Source organism: Hyphomonas beringensis (assembly GCF_000682755.1).
GTDB lineage: Bacteria > Pseudomonadota > Alphaproteobacteria > Caulobacterales > Hyphomonadaceae > Hyphomonas > Hyphomonas beringensis.
In genome coordinates this window covers 120413-136064 of the sequence record NZ_AWFF01000076.1, presented here as the reverse complement: position 1 = coordinate 136064, position 15652 = coordinate 120413, and the positions used below count along the sequence as shown (strand labels likewise).

The following is a 15652-nucleotide window of genomic DNA, read 5'->3' as shown; positions in this document are numbered from 1 at the left end:
TATGGCAGACGCCGTTTACATTTCTGGAAAATGGTCTGAGGGAAATGGAGCACTTATCAAGAACCATTGCCCCGCAACGGGTGAGGTTGTTTGGGAAGGCGCCTCCGCGACTGCAGAGCAAGTCGGGGAAGCGGTGAAGTCTGCTTCTGAGGCCTTCAAGGATTGGTCCAGACGTCCGCAGTCTGATAGAACAGCCATTCTCGAAGCCTATGCGTTGGAGATCGAGAAAAGGTCCGACGCCATTGCACAAACGATCAGCCGTGACATGGGTAAGGCGCTTTGGGAGTCAAAAGCTGAAGCCGCCACGATGAAGGCTAAGGTGCAAGTCTCCATTGCGGCTCAGGTAGAGCGCGCGGGGTCCAAAAATCAGGATGCTGCCTTCGGTTCGGTTCATCTGACCCACAGGGCGCATGGCGTGATGGCCGTGTACGGTCCTTTCAATTTTCCGGGCCATTTGCCGAATGGGCATATTGTGCCAGCGCTGCTGGCTGGCAACACATGCGTATTCAAGCCATCTGAATTGGCGCCCGGTGTGGCTGCGCTGATGGCCGAAGCTTTTGAGGCCGCTGGCCTGCCGGCAGGATGTTTGAATATCGTACATGGCGCGCGTGAGACTGGTGGCGCTTTGCTGAATGCGGATATTAATGGCTTGCTCTTCACAGGGTCTGCCGCAACCGGCACCTTCTTCCATAAGCATTTCGCGGGACGGCCAGAAGTTATTCTGGCGTTGGAAATGGGCGGCAACAATCCGCTGATCATCTGGGACCCTGCTGACGTTGAGGCTGCTGCTGATATCGCGGCGCAGTCCGCCTTTCTGACAACAGGCCAGCGCTGTTCCTGTGCGCGCCGGGTTATCCTTCCTGAAGGCAGCTTCGGCGACGCTGTTGTGGAGGCCATTGTTGCGCGGGCCAAGCGACTGAAAATCGGGGCATGGGATGAAGAGGATATCTTCATGGGGCCGCTCGTATCTGAACAGGCAGCAGTAAACGCCACTGAATTCCAAGCCATGCTTTCAAAGAAGGGCGGCAAGAGCCTCCGCCGTCTCAAGCGCATGGATCGGGGCGGCGGCTTTGTCACTGCAGGGGTCATTGACGTCACAAATGCTCAGGACATTCCGGATGAGGAGTTGTTCGGACCACTGATGCAGGTTGTTCGGGTGGGTAGCTTTGATGAGGCTTTGGCCCGTGCCAACGCGACGAAATACGGTCTCTCAGGCGGCCTGGTAAGTGATGATGACGCTCTATGGGTGCGTGCGCATCAGGAGATGCGCGCAGGCATCCTGAACCGGAACCGCCCGACTGCAGGGGCCAGCGGTTCCATGCCATTTGGCGGGCCGGGCCTGTCAGGCAACTTCCGTCCCGGTGCTTACTATGCCGCAGACTATTGCGCCTGGCCGCAAGCCAGCCAGGTGTCTGACACCGCTGAGCGAATGTCTGCGCAAGGCTTTCCCAAATAGTCGAAGGAGATCGCATGACCTCAGCCCATGAAGTGAACTTCGATGGATTGATCGGCCCGTCGCACAATTATGGCGGATTGTCTGATGGCAATCTGGCAAGTTCCAATAATGCCGGGGATGTCTCCAATCCGCGTGAGGCGGCGCTTCAGGGGTTAGAGAAGATGCGCATGCTGATCGGGCACGGTATGGTTCAGGGTGTCCTGCCGCCGCTGCCTCGGCCCAATTTTGATTTGCTTGTGTCTGCTGGTTTTCACGGAAGTGATGCGCAAATCATTGAAGCCGCCGCCAAAACCGCGCCACGCTTGCTGAAGGCGGCTTACTCAGCTTCCAGCATGTGGACGGCCAATGCGGCCACGGTATCTCCATCGGCGGATACAGAGGATGGACGGCTGCACCTTACAACAGCCAATCTCTCCACAATGCTGCACCGCGCGCAGGAGCATCCGGATACGACAGCAAGTCTTGTCAGCATTTTTGCAAACGATGAGATGTTTGCGGTTCATGGCGCCTTACCCATGCATCCCGATTTCGCAGATGAAGGCGCTGCAAACCATGTGCGCCTGTGTGCGAGCCATGGCGCTCCGGGTGTCGAGTTGTTTGTGTATGGCCGCGATGCGGGGGAGAGCACTCTAGGGTTCCCCGCAAGGCAGACGCGGCTTGCTTCGGAATCCATTGCGCGATCTCATGGCTTGGAGCGGGTGGTCTTCGCCAGACAGTCCCGAGCTGCCATCGATGCGGGGGCGTTTCATAATGATGTGGTCAGCGTGGGCGCGCTGGACACAATGTTTTTTCATGAACTTGCCTTTGAAGATACGGACGAAACATTGAACAGTCTTCGCCGGCGCGCGGAGGGATTGTTCGATCTGAAGCCTGTTATGGTGCCTGCCAAGGATGTGCCGATAGAGGATGCCATCAAGGCTTATTTGTTCAATTCGCAACTTCTGGCGATGCCCGGCAAGGATCGCCTTGTGCTTGTTGCACCAATGGAGACCCAGGAAACAGAGTCCACACGTTCATTCTGTGAGCAGATGGTTTCGGGGAATGGGCCGATTGGGGATGTCATCTATGCCGATGTGCGCCAGTCCATGCGCAACGGAGGAGGGCCTGCCTGCCTACGGCTGCGTGTTGTAATGACCGAAGACGAGATTGATTCCTGCCATCAGGGTGTCCTTCTTGACGATGAAACCATTGATGATCTGCAGGATGTTGTGCGGCGCACCTACCGTGATCGGCTTTCTCCTACCGATCTGGCAGATCCCGAATTTGCCAATGAGTGCTGTCTTGCGCGGGAAGAGCTGTTGAAAGTCCTCGATCTGGAAGAACTCGCATGACCATACGGATTTACGACTATTGGAGGTCTTCAGCCTCTTACAGGCTCAGGATCGCTCTCAATCTGAAGCAAGCTGAATATGAAACCGTGCGGGTCAATATTGCGCCGGGCACGGATGAGCAATTCACGGAAGCCTATCGCAAAGCAAATCCTCAGATGCGGGTGCCGGCCATAGAGGTAGACGGTCGCGTTTGTGGTCAGTCCATGGCCATTATTGAGTGGCTGGATGAGACCCTGCCTGGGCCAGCACTGTTTCCGGAAGACGCGTGGGTCCGTTTACAGGCCCGTGCCTTCGCAGATACGATTGCGTGTGACATTCACCCTCTGAACAATCTTTCTGTTCTGAAGACATTGCGTGAAGCGTATGGTGCGGACGAAGATGCCATCAAAGCGTGGTATCAGGACTGGATTCGCAGGGGCTTTGATGCGCTGGAAGAGATTTCCCAGCCACTTCCCAGCAGTGGGTATCTGTTTGGCGATGCGCCGGGGATCGCGGAAATCACCTTGGTGCCTCAGCTCTACAATGCGCGCCGATACGATATGGATCTCTCGGCTTATCCGGCCTTGCTGGAAATCGAACGACGCTGTGCAACGCTTGAAGCTTTCACAGAGGCAAAGCCGAAGGCTCCAGCCGCTTAGTTATCTGTTTCACGATCGCGGCGTTCATCTGTCTCGCCGGGGCGGCGGATATCAACAATCTCGACTTCCTCAAAGTCGCCAAGCGGTTCAGCGCTTTTGGCAACATTCGCCTCAAGCCACTCAGGGAACTCTTCGATAGTGGTGCCGCCGGGAATGGTCTCACTTGTGATGATCCAGATACCTTTGCTCTTGTGAGCAGGCACGACGATCTGGCAATTTTGCTCATCTTTGAGGCGTTCCGGGCAGAAGGTGTTTTCAGACTCGGTATCGCCACTTGGATCGCCAGATGTGTTTTGAGCGGACTGAAGCGGCGGGATTCCGTCCTTGGCATCAGAGATGGCCAGGAAGCCGCCAAAACGGTCTCGAAGATCCGGGTCCTGCTCCAGCCGTGCGAGAATGGAAGGGGGGACGGGGCTATCCTGAACAATGATCAGTGCTCGGCCTAGATTGTCTGAGCGAAGATAAGTCTCGAAAGCGCGTGTAATGTCGTCATTACGGGCATTATCCCGGTAGAGCGGGGCGTAGACTTCGCCGATTTGCTCGAGGCGCGACTTCAGGGCTTGAGCCTGTTCTCTCGCTTTGCGCTCATTCTTTTCCAATTGCGGCTGGGTGCGGCCTTTGAGTGCTGCATCCTCGCTAATCACGAAGACATCAATGCCCCAACCATCAATCCATACGGCAGGGGGAGATTCGACTGGGAGGGCCGACCAGCTCGAATCTTCTGTATAGTTCAGCGGCTCCAGTTCCAGGTAGGGCGGGGGAGAGATGATATGGGTCCAGGCCCAGTATCCGCCGGCAATAGCCAATAGCGCCACAACAATGATGGGTAGCATCAAGCGTTTCATAGCTCTTCCTGATTTTTTGGCCTGCCGGGCCGTTTATCTCGCCTTCAGTCCGGAATAGCCGGGCTGGTCGACAGACAACTGTGAAATTGTGGTCGTTTTGAGGTGGCTTAGCAGACCAGGTGTGGTGAGAGAAATGTCACCGCTGCGGATCTGCTCGCAGAGTTTCTGGTTTAGGATAGCTGCGGACTGGCCGGGCTCTGCGCCGAGCAGGTCGGTCAGCCTCTGAGCCTCCTCCGATTCCGCTTCAGGGCGAATATCCATTTCCCTCAGTACTGTGGCCAGAACATTAGAGGCAACACGAGCATGGAAAGCCGCATGGCCTTTCAATGAGGGCATCGCCGTATTGTCGATAAAGGCTTTTACAGCTTCGATCATTTCTTTCTGGGAGGGAGCGTCATGCATGGGGTCAGGCCTTTCCTTCCAGCAAGTTCAAAAGATCAATCTCGGTTTCTGAGACGCGGCGACCGATGGCGGCACGTTCCACGCTTGGGTCTGCGCCAGAACGATAGGCCTCATACATGATCATGCACATGATGCCCCATTTCAGACTGCCCAGAATCTCCCACCAGTCGATCTCCTCGGCGGAGAAAGTCGGCCCTCCCGCATCTGCATAGGCTGACAGCAAGTCCCCGAGTTGGCCGAAGCCGCCGACGCGGTTTTCAGAGTGTCCAAAGCGCCATGAGTTGACGCACAGCCAGGCGATGTCTTCGCGTGCGTCTCCCAGATGGGCGAGTTCCCAATCCAGAACAGCGGCAAGTCCATCCTTGTCGACAATGAGGTTTCCAAGCCGGAAATCGCCATGCACCAGTACAGGTGCGGAGGAGGGTGGTGGATTCTCCCTTAGCCAGCTGATGGCGAGTTCGAAGACGGGCCGGGGCATGTCAAAGTTGCGATAGATATCTTCGTACTTGTCGAGTTGGGAGAGCCCCGGAGTTTCTGGCAGGTCAGGAAGCTCCGACACCGGGATTGCGTGGATACCTGCCAGAGCTTTTCCACATTGCGCTGTCAGCTTTTTCCTGGCGCCGTCATAGGCGTCATCTCGAAGGATCTTCCGGGCGATGGTTTCACCATGGATGCGATTCATCAGAAAGGCTTCGCCCATATCACTATCGGGTGCAAACACGCCTAGAACTTTCGGGGCGGGCACTGTGCCCGCTGCGCATTCCAGCAGTCGGGCTTCGACAGCGAGTCCAATGGCCTCCGAATTGCGCGCAGATTGTTGGAAACCGCCCGGTACACGGCGGAGAATCAGCTCATGCGTTTTACCGTCGGCGTGTATGTCTACAGCCCAGGTTTCCTGACTGGCACCGCCGGAAAGACGCGCTACATGCCCCAAAGAGCTCTCGGGGCCATAGAATTGCCCGGCCCATGCCGTTAAGGCCTTTTGAATCTGTTCTACATTACCCATCTTCGCCACAATTACGCGGAACAACATCTGGGCCAAGGCATAACCCAGAGTAAGCTAAGTAAATCTCGTTTGAGGAAAGTGAGACATGTCCAAACGTGACGATAAGGACGGCAGTATCCTGCAAGGTGAGAGACTCGGCAAGCCGAGCTTGTTTGCCTGGCTGCGCGGCCGTTTCTTTGCCGGAATGGTTATCGCGCTGCCTGTGGTGGTCACCTTCCTAATTCTTCAGTTCCTGATTGGTGAGATTGACCGCCGCGTTGTTCCGTTGCTGCCGGCAGCCCTGAAGCCAGAGACGTATCTCAACTATGCCGTTCCTGGTTTCGGCCTGATCGTACTCGTCCTGTTTCTTACCATATTGGGGGCAATCGCGACGAACCTAATTGGCCGATCGGTCATAAGTCTTGCGGACCGCATCCTGGGACGGCTGCCGATCATTCGCTCTGTATATTCCGCGTTCAAGCAGCTGGTTGAGGTCTTTGCCAACAGCAATACCGAGCAGTTCAGCGAGTGCGTTCTGATCGAATTTCCCAAGCCGGGCACATGGTGTCTCGGCTTCCTGTCCAGCCCAGCCCGGGGCGAGGTTCGCTCAACGCTGGGACCTGGCTTTATCGGCGTTTTTGTGCCGACGACGCCGAATCCAACCTCGGGCTTCCTTATGTATATTGAGGCCAGCGAAGTTGTGCGGCTCGACATGACGGTAGAGGAAGGCGCGAAGATGATCCTGTCAGCAGGCCTCGTCGTGCCCGAGCACCTGCCGAAGAAGAACGGGCCTGCGGCTCAGGCTGAAGCCGTGCAGGGATCGGAAGTTCCGCCGCCTAAGTCGGAGCCTGAATCTTCGGAGTGAGCAGCTCTCTGACAAGACGCAGAGACGAACCGCGCTCGCCGCTTAGTTCAGGGTCTTTGGAGACGACGGATTCTGCGTCCTTCAGGGCGGTCTCCAGTAGGCCCGCATGTCTGGCGAGATCGATGATTCTGTAATCCGTTGCGCCAGCCTGTTTGAGGCCCAGCATGTCGCCGGGGCCTCTCAGGCGGAAGTCGGCTTCCGCGATCTCAAAACCGTCTTCCGTCCGCCGAAGCGTATCGAGCCTGTCGCGCGCTATATCGCCCAGTGGCGGACGGTATAGCAGCAAGCAGTAGGAAGGACGGTCTCCACGACCTACGCGGCCGCGCAACTGGTGTAGCTGGGCGAGACCAAATCCCTCGGCGCGCTCAATGACCATGATGGTCGCCTCCGGCACATCAACGCCCACTTCGATCACAGTCGTTGCAACGAGGATTTTTGTGCGTCCCGCCCGGAAGTCTTCGAGCGCCGTATCCTTTTCGGCGGGCTTCATTCTGCCATGGACCAGTCCGACAGGAACGCGGAGCTGATCACTCAAAGCTGCATGCCGCCCGACCGCCGTGGAATCGTCATCGTCCACATCTACTTTCGGACACACCCAGAAGGCGCGTTCGCCCCTGCGTAGCGCTCTCCCGACGGCCTGCACCACTTCCTCAATCCGGGTATCTGGTACGGCGCGGGTTTCGACAGGAACGCGCCCGGCCGGCTTCTCATCCAGAATGGAGACATCGAGATCGCCATGCACCGCCTGCGCCAGTGTGCGAGGGATAGGTGTTGCACTCATGACCAGCATGTGCGGGCTCACAGCCTTACCCGCCAGTTTCATCCGATCCGCGACACCGAACCTGTGTTGCTCATCCACGATGACCAGCCCGAGGTTACGGAAGCTGACAGATTGCTGGAACAAGGCCTGTGTGCCAGCGACAATATCTATCGATCCGTCTGCCAGCCCCATCAGGATGCTTTCGCGGGCTGTAGACTTATCCCGCCCAGTCAGGGCCGCCACAGTGAACCCTAGCGGAGACAGCAGCTTGTCCATGGTCTCGTATTGCTGCCGGGCTAGGACTTCTGTTGGGGCCATGACGGCCGCCTGAAAGCCTGTGCTGGCCGCCTGTACGGCAGCCATAGCGCTGACGAGCGTCTTGCCCGCCCCAACGTCGCCCTGAAGCATCCGGCGCATTGGGCCCGTCTTGGACATGTCAGCGGAGATTTCAGCAAAGGCTCTCAGCTGCGCTCCGGTCGGTTTATAGGGTAATGACTGGCAAAGCGCCTCATGCGCGGTGCGATTGGCGGGAATGGCGGGAGACGACCTGCGTGCGCGGCTGGCGCGGGCAAGGGCGAAAGCGGATTCCCGGGCCAGCGCCTCGTCATAAGCAAGCCGCTCACGAGCCAGGGCGAACATGTCTTCATCATATTCACTCGGCGCGTGCAGATCATAAAGGGCCTGGCGGAAGGTGGGCCAATGCCGGCTCGTGATCAAGGCAGGGTCGGCCCATTCTGGCAGATCTTCCGGAACACTGGCCAGGGATTGCACCGCCAGGGAGTGGACGCGTTTGTTGGTCAGGCCGGCAGTCAGTCCATAGATCGGCTCGACTTCCGGCGGGCGATCTCCCTTGGCGGGGTCCATTATATAGTCGGGGTGCGTCATCTGGCGTTCGCCCTGATACTCTTCGATCATGCCAGAGACGATACGCTCCTTTCCAATCGGGAACTGGCCCTGCAGCCAGCGCCCATCAGCGCGAAAAAATGCGAGCGTCAGAAAGCCTGTCCCGTCAAAGAGCGTAATCTTGTGGGGGGACTTGTCGGAATAGGGGGCGTTATAGGCATGCACTTCACCTTTGACGGTGGCGACCTCTCCAATGACCGTATCCTCGATGGTCTCCTTCACGCGGCGGTCCACCCACTTCTCTGGGAGGTGTAGCAGCAGGTCCCATACGGTCTCGCCGCCTGTCAGCCGTTCGAGCACGGGCTTTAGTTTCGGCCCGACACCGGAAAGGCTGTCGAACTCGGCAAAGAGTGGAAAGAGTCGTTCATCCCGCATGCGGCGCAGACTAGGCGCGCTGCACTGGGTGCACAATCGTCGCTTTTTATCTCTGACAGGAAGGCTATATGGTGAAGTCATGCAGGACACACCCATCGACATACGCCGCCGCAAGCTCAATTTCCGCGCCTGGCGCAGAGGATTCCGTGAAATGGATCTTCTGATGGGCTCATTCGCGGATGAGCATCTTGAAGCCTATGAGGCGAAAGAACTCGATGAGTTCGAATCGCTACTCGGCGTTCCGGACTGGGAAGTGTATGCGTGGCTGATTGGTCAGACGCCTGTGCCTGACAATCATCGCGGCCCGGTGCTGGACCAACTGATCGCATTCCGTTACGCCGCACAGGGCGGTTGATTGAGCCGCATTTCCTATTTTTATCCATAGGTTCCGGTTCCAATGACCCCTGTTGATCTCCTGCAATCCTTAAGCGGGCCCGCGGCGTTATCGGGGGCTCCATTTGGCGCTGATCTCATCGCCTTTGCCAAAGCGCTGGTTCAACGCGGCGGCGTCGGGGTATATGTCGCGCGGGATGACAAGACGGCTGCCACCGCGCGCCGGATTGCGCAATTTGCTCAGCCAAAGCTGGATCAGGTCGACCTTCCGAGTTGGGATACGCTGCCTTATGACCGCGTCAGTCCAACCGCTGGCGTGGCCGCGCGCCGTTGCGCGGCCTTGGCGCGGCTTTCCAGATATCAGCCGGATCAGGGCGCTTTGCTGGTAGTCACGACAGCCTCATCCCTTGTTCAGAGAGTTCCGCCACTTAGCGTACTGAAGCGCTCGTCCTTTGCTGTCGGCGTGGGACAGTCCGTCAATCAAAAGGATCTGACAGAGTATCTTGCGGTAAATGGATATCTCCGCGCCAGTACTGTGCGGGAACAGGGTGAGTTCGCCATTCGTGGCGGGATTATCGACATCTTCCCTCCGACCGCGCCTGAGCCTTACCGACTCGATTTCTTCGGCGACACGCTGGAGACGCTACGCACATTCGATACTGAAACGCAGCGCTCCACGGGGGATGCCAAGAGCGTCGCTTTTGCGCCGGTCAGCGAAATTCTGTTCGATGATGATGTGCTGGCCCGATTCCGTGAGAAATATCTCGCCGTGTTTGGTCCCCCGTCCGGGGATGCTGCATATGAAGCGGCCCGGGCCTCTATTCGTCGGCAAGGCGTCGAAGCATGGTTGCCACTTTTCCATGATCACATGGAAACTCTCTTCGATTACATCGGCGAAGCCCCGTTGATCGGTATGGGACACCTGGCGGGTGAAGCAGCTTCTGAGCGGCTGGCACAAGCTGAAGACTACCATGCGGCGCGTCTGGAAGCGGGTGGTGGGGATATTCGCCACGCTAAAGTGCTTCCGCCAGAGGAGCTCTACGTCACACCTAAAGAGTTGGAACAACGTCTTGCGAGCAATGCGACTGCGCGCTTCTACCCTGCAGAGCCAGGGGCAAATGCGTTCGACCTGCAAGGCCGTCCGGGGCGTGACTTCGCGCCAGAGAGACTGAACACCGATAGCAACATTTTCGAAGCCGCAATCGCGCATGCGAAAGCCCTGAACAGCTCAGGTCGCCCTGTTGCGTTCGCTGCCTGGTCAGGCGGGTCGGCAGACCGTCTGATCAATGTCATGGCAGACCATGGCCTGACCGACCTGGCGCTGGTGCATAGCCTCGAAGCGGCTAGTAAGACAGATTTCACTGTTGTTGAAATTCCAATCGAAGCCGGGTTCGAAACGCCGGATTTTGCCCTCATCTCTGAAGCCGATATTCTTGGAGACAGATTGGCCGCCCCGCGCCGGAAGCGGAAGTCTGCCAATTTCATTTCAGATGCTGCGACACTGAATGCTGGCGATCTCGTGGTCCATATCGATCATGGGGTCGGACGCTATATCGGCTTGAAGACGCTGGAAGTGACCGGCGCGCCACACGATTGTCTGCAGATCGAATATTCCGGTGGCGATACGATCTTCCTGCCGGTCGAGAATATCGACCTGGTGAGCCGCTATGGCTCGGAAGATGATGAAAGCCAACTGGACAAGCTGGGCGGTGCGGGCTGGCAGACACGCAAGGCCAAGGCCAAGAAGCGCATCCTGGAGATGGCGGCCGAGTTGATGCACATCGCCGCTGCGCGGGAGCTGAAGCGTGCGGAAGCCGTCAATGCGGGGCAGGGGCTCTACGAGGAATTCGCCGCGCGCTTTCCGTATGAAGAGACAGATGACCAGTTGAACGCCATCGAGGATGTTCTCAGCGACCTCGGTTCCGGCAGGCCCATGGACCGTCTTGTTTGTGGTGATGTTGGTTTCGGAAAAACCGAGGTTGCCCTGCGTGCGGCGTTCGTCGCGGCGATGAGCGGCAAGCAGGTCGCCGTTATTGCGCCTACAACATTGCTGGCGCGTCAGCACTACAAGACCTTTGCCGAAAGATTTGCCGGGTGGCCGCTCAATGTGCGTCCGCTGTCGCGTCTGGTCGGCCAGCGTGAAGCAGCAGAGACCCGCGACGGGCTGGCTAGTGGCAGCGTTGACGTTGTTGTCGGCACGCATGCCCTCCTTACCAAGACGATTGAATTCAAGCGTCTCGGCTTGTTGGTCGTCGATGAAGAACAGCGCTTTGGCGTTAAGCACAAGGAACGACTCAAGGAATTGAAGTCAGACGTTCACGTGCTGACTCTGTCGGCGACGCCCATTCCGCGCACACTTCAAATGGCGCTTACAGGCATTCGCGATCTGTCGATCATTGCGACGCCTCCGGTCGACCGACTCTCGGTCAGAACCTACATCACGGAAGAAGATACCGTGACACTGAGAGAAGCCCTGCTGCGCGAGAAATATCGCGGTGGACAGGCCTTCTTCGTGGCACCGCGTATTCAGGATCTGGACAAGCTGGAACGCTTCCTGTCGGACAATGTGCCGGAAGTCTCCTTCATTGTTGCGCACGGCCAGATGGCTGCCGGAGAGCTCGAAGACATCATGACTGCCTTTTATGAAGGTAAATATGATGTTCTGCTGTCGACCACGATTGTGGAAAGCGGTCTGGATATTCCTCGCGCCAACACGCTGATCATCCACCGGGCAGACATGTTCGGGCTTGCACAACTCTATCAGCTGCGCGGGCGTGTGGGGCGCTCGAAACTGCGCGCCTATGCTTATTTCACGACCCCCAAGGATAAGGTCATCACGGATAGCGCCGACCGTAGGCTGAAAATCCTGCAATCCCTCGATTCGCTTGGGGCCGGTTTCCAACTCGCCAGCCATGACCTGGATATGCGCGGCTCAGGTAATTTGCTGGGCGACCAGCAATCCGGCCACGTCAAGGAAGTCGGCGTGGAACTGTACCAGTCCATGCTTGAGGATGCCGTCAATGCCCTGAAGGCCGGTGCAAATGAGGACGAAGACTTCGCGGACGAATGGTCTCCGCAGATCAATATCGGCGCGGCCGTACTGATCCCGGAAAGCTATGTTGAAGACCTCAACATCAGACTGTCGCTGTATCGCCGCCTGTCAGAGATCTCGACGGCTCAGGAACGTGAAGCCTTTGCAGCTGAACTGATTGACCGTTTCGGTCCTCTTCCTGAAGAGACCAAGCAATTGCTGGAAGTCACAGCGATCAAGGTGCAATGCAAGGCCCTTGGCATCAGCAAGCTGGATGCCGGTGAGAAGGGGGCTGTGTTCGCGTTTCGCGATGACACGGTGCTTGATCCAGGCAAGCTGTTGGAGGTCGTCCGCAGCCGCCCATCCGCTTTGCGTATCCGTCCCGACTCAAAGCTTGTGCATTCCGGCCTTGGCGGCACACCTGAGCAGCGCCTGACACGTATACGGAGCTTCCTTAAAGAGCTGGAGGCCGCTGCCGGGCTCGTGCCCGTCTAGGCGACACGAAGTCGCTGGAATATGCCGGCGGCAGTGTTTGCCACCAATGTGCGCGCCGTATGGTATGTGCGCTTTTCCATGATGCGCCAGCCAATCTGTGCCGCAAGATGCGGTTCGTGTTCTTCAATCGATCGCAGGAAGCGTTCGCAGAGAGTCACTGCACCCCGATAGGGGGTTGCCGGCATGCTGATGGCAAACGAGTCCACTCCCAGAACGGCTGGCATGTCTGTATCGCGCAAGCTGTTTGACAGGATTTCAGCCAAGCGCTGGCGTTGTTTCAAATCAAAATGTCCGCCATCTGTATGTTTTACAATTAGCAGTGACAGGGGTTCGGCCCGCTGCGTAGAAACTTCAATCTGTTTTTCCAGATGTGCTTCGAAATATGGGCGGGCGTGAAGCCGTGTCTCAGAATCCATCACCTCGGCGGGATAATCCAGCGACACGTCAAACAAGTCCTGGGGAAGATATTTGCGACTGGTCACATCGATATGTTCCGCCAGCTGCTTCGCAGCGGCACCATGCTCCAGAATCTCTGAGGTCGAGGCAAGCATAATGCGCTCGGACTCATCCAGACTCTGCAGGGAATCGACCAGGGCAAAGAGTGGTACGTGGGAGAAAGCTGCTTCGCCAGAGGATATCCATTGTGCGAGACTGGCACGCCCCTTTGAGGCAGATCTGACATCAAACAGAACTGCCGAGAAGCGTCGATGCTTGATATAGTCGGTCGCCGTATGAACGCTGAGTGCCGCGGTGACAGATACACCACGCTCATTCAAGGCTGCCTGAAGGGCAAGAAAGCGTGTGGACCCGTCTCCCAGGTAGAGCAGGTCTGGAACAACCTCTAATGAAGAGGATGGAAATTCCACGCCAAATTCATAGGCCGTCTCGCGCCTCAAGTTCAGTTCCGTTGCCCGCGCGTTGCGGCGGGACATGGCCGTCAATCGCCCTCTCAATAGGGGGATGTCTTTGTCACGGTCTATTATGAGCGCATCGAAGAGCGTACGCCCTTCTGTATCTTCTCCGAGAATTACCAAAGGCCGAGAGACGTTTGAGCTGGAGAGAATCCGAAGACTTTCCGGGTCTGCGCTTTCCAGATCGACCAGAAGCGGTTCGGAACAGTTGCGCGCTATAGGCGTGCTAGCCCTGTAGGGTCGCATGCGACCCGACCGGAGCCGCGACTGGATCATTTCCAGTCTGGGGCTTTCTGCCGCCACTTCGATAGGGGGGTCCAGATAAGACAGGTCAGGCATAAAAGGCTAAACTCTCGTGGGGAGAAGGCGACGTTGCGGTACCCCTTCCTTTTGTGGGTGCGCCGCTTAATGATCTGCTAATCTCAAGATCAACAATGAGTAAGGGTAGGAAATATTATGGGCCAGGGACCTCTTAATGGTGTTCGCATTGTAGAGTTTGCCGGAATTGGGCCGGGCCCGTTTTGTGGCATGCTTCTGTCAGACCTTGGTGCAGATGTGATCCGCATAGATCGCCCAGGTGACGGTCGTCCGGGCCGTCCTGCTGACGTCATGGGGCGGGGGCGCCGTTCCATCGGGCTGAATCTCAAGGATCCAGCTGATGTCGAAGTCGCGCTGAAGCTTCTGGAGAAGGCTGACGGCCTGATCGAAGGCTACCGCCCGGGTGTCATGGAACGTAATGGGCTCGGGCCGGACGACGCGCTCAAGCGAAATCCAAAGCTTGTCTATGGCCGCATGACAGGCTGGGGCCAGCATGGCTCACTTTCTCACTCTGCTGGCCACGACCTCAACTATATCGCCATTACGGGCGCGCTTCATGCGATGGGGGAGGGAGATGGCCGCCCGCGTCCGCCCCTGAACCTCGTTGGCGATTATGGCGGCGGGGCGCTTTATCTCGCCATGGGCATGCTGGCAGGTATTCTGAACGTCAAGAATGGTGGTGAAGGCCAAGTGATTGACGTTGCAATGTCGGATGGTGCCGCGTCACTCGCAACGATGTTTTATGGAATGAAAGCTGCCGGCATCTGGACGGATGACCGGGAAGCGAACCTTCTGGATGGCGGGGCGCATTTCTATGACACGTACGAATGTTCAGACGGCAAGTGGGTATCGATAGGGTCCATCGAACCGCAATTCTACGCCATCCTGCGTGAGAAGGCCGGTCTGACCGATCCGGCTTTCGATGCCCAAATGGACAGGTCCAAATGGCCTGAGCTGAAGCAGAAGATCATGGATGTCATCAAAACGAAGACACGGGATGAATGGTGCGAGATCATGGAAGGCACAGACATCTGCTTCGCGCCGGTTCTCTCCATGTCCGAGGCCCCGACCTACAAGCACAATGCCGACCGCGAGACCTTTGTTGAAATCGAAGGCGTTATGCAGCCTGCGCCCGCACCAAGATTTTCTGCGACACCAGGCGCCATTCAGGGACGTCCGGCAGGTCTTGGCGAGCACACAGACGAGATCCTGAAGGACTGGGACGTGAGTCGGTAATGAGCGCTCTGCCGGGAACAACCGGTAGGCGCCGCATCTATCTGATGCGTCATGGATTTGTGGATTACACCTCCAAAGAGGTGCGCCAAACACGAGATCCATCCGTGGCGCATCTGACGGAGCAGGGGCAGGCGGAAGCCCGCTCTGCAGGCGTCGCTCTGTCGGAAGTCGAGTTTGACCTCGCAATCTGCTCAGGGCTGCGCCGGACGCGTCAAACCGCAGAAATTGTGCTGGCGGAGCATCCCAATGCCCCGGCGCTTGAAGAGGATGCGCGATTTGGGGAGCTTCGCTCTGGGCAGTACATAGACTTTAAATCAGCAGAACATCTGGCTGCGACCATGACCTTCACTTTTGAGGGGGCTGGAGAGCCTGACGCGACTTTCCTGCCTGGAGGTGAGAAATTTTCTGACGCCATGGTGCGCATCGAAGAAGGTTTGTACGCACTGCTGCACCGGCCTGACTGGGCCTGCGCCTTGGTGGTGGCGCATGAAGTGGTCAACCGCATGGTGCTGGCTTCAGTGATTGGTGCTCCACTTGGGGCATGCTCTGGCTTTGAGCAGGATACTGGATGCATCAACATCATCGACTTCGACCTGGTGCCGGACGCCGACGGCAAGGGCACCAGGGTAGAGCGCGGCGTGATAAAGGCCGTAAACCTGACACCGGCCAATTATCTCAAGAATGGTATGAATCTACGCAGTCTGGAGGCCATCTTCACGCGCGCTGAAGACTAAAAGGCTCTCAGCGAACATGAATGGCGTACAACAC

General features: G+C 57.4%; 13 protein-coding genes. 8 read left to right on the top strand and 5 right to left on the bottom strand.

Annotation, left to right across the window (positions count from 1 at the left end; all coding sequences use genetic code 11):
• Position 1 precedes the first annotated feature (1 nt).
• The 3 genes from astD to maiA are packed head-to-tail and all read left to right on the top strand — an operon-like array spanning position 2 to position 3425.
• Positions 2-1456, top strand: coding sequence for a succinylglutamate-semialdehyde dehydrogenase (astD, locus tag HY29_RS16030; protein WP_034798759.1), 1455 nt, complete (start codon positions 2-4; stop codon positions 1454-1456).
• 14 nt (positions 1457-1470) lie between these two features.
• Positions 1471-2787, top strand: coding sequence for an N-succinylarginine dihydrolase (locus HY29_RS16025; protein WP_034798757.1), 1317 nt, complete (start codon positions 1471-1473; stop codon positions 2785-2787).
• Entirely contained in the window at positions 2784-3425 is a 642-nt protein-coding gene (maiA, locus tag HY29_RS16020) for a maleylacetoacetate isomerase (protein WP_051601651.1), read from the top strand. Before HY29_RS16025 ends, maiA begins: the two co-directional genes overlap by 4 nt.
• Here maiA and HY29_RS16015 read toward each other — a convergent pair.
• Genes HY29_RS16015 through HY29_RS16005 form a run of 3 tightly spaced genes read right to left on the bottom strand, consistent with a single transcriptional unit; the run spans position 3422 to position 5678 of the window.
• The gene (locus HY29_RS16015; protein ID WP_034798755.1) at positions 3422-4270 is read right to left on the bottom strand and encodes a hypothetical protein; all 849 of its coding nucleotides are present in this window, start codon (positions 4268-4270) and stop codon (positions 3422-3424) included. The genes maiA and HY29_RS16015 overlap by 4 nt on opposite strands.
• Positions 4271-4303: 33 nt before the next feature.
• Positions 4304-4672, bottom strand: coding sequence for a DUF6285 domain-containing protein (locus HY29_RS16010; protein ID WP_034798753.1), 369 nt, complete (start codon positions 4670-4672; stop codon positions 4304-4306).
• A gap of 4 nt (positions 4673-4676) precedes the next feature.
• Positions 4677-5678 carry a phosphotransferase family protein gene (locus tag HY29_RS16005; protein ID WP_034798837.1) on the bottom strand — a complete coding sequence of 334 codons (1002 nt, stop codon included), beginning with the start codon at positions 5676-5678 and terminating at the stop codon, positions 4677-4679.
• 85 nt (positions 5679-5763) lie between these two features.
• Between HY29_RS16005 and HY29_RS16000 the strand changes: the two genes are divergently transcribed.
• Positions 5764-6522 carry a DUF502 domain-containing protein gene (locus tag HY29_RS16000; protein WP_081811455.1) on the top strand — a complete coding sequence of 253 codons (759 nt, stop codon included), beginning with the start codon at positions 5764-5766 and terminating at the stop codon, positions 6520-6522.
• On the opposite strand, the gene recG is transcribed toward HY29_RS16000, so the two are convergent.
• Positions 6494-8560 carry an ATP-dependent DNA helicase RecG gene (gene recG, locus HY29_RS15995; protein WP_034798751.1) on the bottom strand — a complete coding sequence of 689 codons (2067 nt, stop codon included), beginning with the start codon at positions 8558-8560 and terminating at the stop codon, positions 6494-6496. The two genes, HY29_RS16000 and recG, sit on opposite strands and share 29 nt — an antisense overlap.
• 79 nt (positions 8561-8639) lie before the next feature.
• On the opposite strand from recG, the gene HY29_RS15990 reads away from it, so the two are divergent.
• The gene (locus HY29_RS15990; protein WP_034798749.1) at positions 8640-8915 is read left to right on the top strand and encodes an FAD assembly factor SdhE; all 276 of its coding nucleotides are present in this window, start codon (positions 8640-8642) and stop codon (positions 8913-8915) included.
• A 42-nt stretch (positions 8916-8957) separates the two neighbouring features.
• A complete protein-coding gene (mfd, locus tag HY29_RS15985) occupies positions 8958-12419 on the top strand; it encodes a transcription-repair coupling factor (protein ID WP_034798747.1) in 3462 nt (1153 codons plus the stop codon).
• Here mfd and HY29_RS15980 read toward each other — a convergent pair.
• Positions 12416-13669, bottom strand: a complete 1254-nt coding sequence (locus HY29_RS15980; RefSeq protein WP_155838385.1) for a PleD family two-component system response regulator — start codon at positions 13667-13669, stop codon at positions 12416-12418. The genes mfd and HY29_RS15980 overlap by 4 nt on opposite strands.
• 117 nt (positions 13670-13786) lie before the next feature.
• On the opposite strand from HY29_RS15980, the gene HY29_RS15975 reads away from it, so the two are divergent.
• Positions 13787-14884, top strand: coding sequence for a CaiB/BaiF CoA transferase family protein (locus HY29_RS15975; RefSeq protein WP_034798741.1), 1098 nt, complete (start codon positions 13787-13789; stop codon positions 14882-14884).
• Positions 14884-15618, top strand: a complete 735-nt coding sequence (locus tag HY29_RS15970; protein WP_034798738.1) for a histidine phosphatase family protein — start codon at positions 14884-14886, stop codon at positions 15616-15618. Before HY29_RS15975 ends, HY29_RS15970 begins: the two co-directional genes overlap by 1 nt.
• Positions 15619-15652 lie beyond the last annotated feature (34 nt).

Excerpts from the sequence above, each read along its gene's own strand:
- mfd (WP_034798747.1), top strand. The coding sequence starts at position 8,958 with ATGACCCCTGTTGATCTCCTGCAATCCTTAAGCGGGCCCGCGGCGTTA.
- recG (WP_034798751.1), bottom strand. The coding sequence starts at position 8,560 with ATGCGGGATGAACGACTCTTTCCACTCTTTGCCGAGTTCGACAGCCTT.
- HY29_RS16010 (WP_034798753.1), bottom strand. The coding sequence starts at position 4,672 with ATGCATGACGCTCCCTCCCAGAAAGAAATGATCGAAGCTGTAAAAGCC.
- HY29_RS16000 (WP_081811455.1), top strand. The coding sequence starts at position 5,764 with ATGTCCAAACGTGACGATAAGGACGGCAGTATCCTGCAAGGTGAGAGA.
- maiA (WP_051601651.1), top strand. The coding sequence starts at position 2,784 with ATGACCATACGGATTTACGACTATTGGAGGTCTTCAGCCTCTTACAGG.
- HY29_RS16005 (WP_034798837.1), bottom strand. The coding sequence starts at position 5,678 with ATGGGTAATGTAGAACAGATTCAAAAGGCCTTAACGGCATGGGCCGGG.
- HY29_RS16025 (WP_034798757.1), top strand. The coding sequence starts at position 1,471 with ATGACCTCAGCCCATGAAGTGAACTTCGATGGATTGATCGGCCCGTCG.
- HY29_RS15980 (WP_155838385.1), bottom strand. The coding sequence starts at position 13,669 with ATGCCTGACCTGTCTTATCTGGACCCCCCTATCGAAGTGGCGGCAGAA.
- HY29_RS16015 (WP_034798755.1), bottom strand. The coding sequence starts at position 4,270 with ATGAAACGCTTGATGCTACCCATCATTGTTGTGGCGCTATTGGCTATT.
- HY29_RS15975 (WP_034798741.1), top strand. The coding sequence starts at position 13,787 with ATGGGCCAGGGACCTCTTAATGGTGTTCGCATTGTAGAGTTTGCCGGA.
- HY29_RS15990 (WP_034798749.1), top strand. The coding sequence starts at position 8,640 with ATGCAGGACACACCCATCGACATACGCCGCCGCAAGCTCAATTTCCGC.
- astD (WP_034798759.1), top strand. The coding sequence starts at position 2 with ATGGCAGACGCCGTTTACATTTCTGGAAAATGGTCTGAGGGAAATGGA.
- HY29_RS15970 (WP_034798738.1), top strand. The coding sequence starts at position 14,884 with ATGAGCGCTCTGCCGGGAACAACCGGTAGGCGCCGCATCTATCTGATG.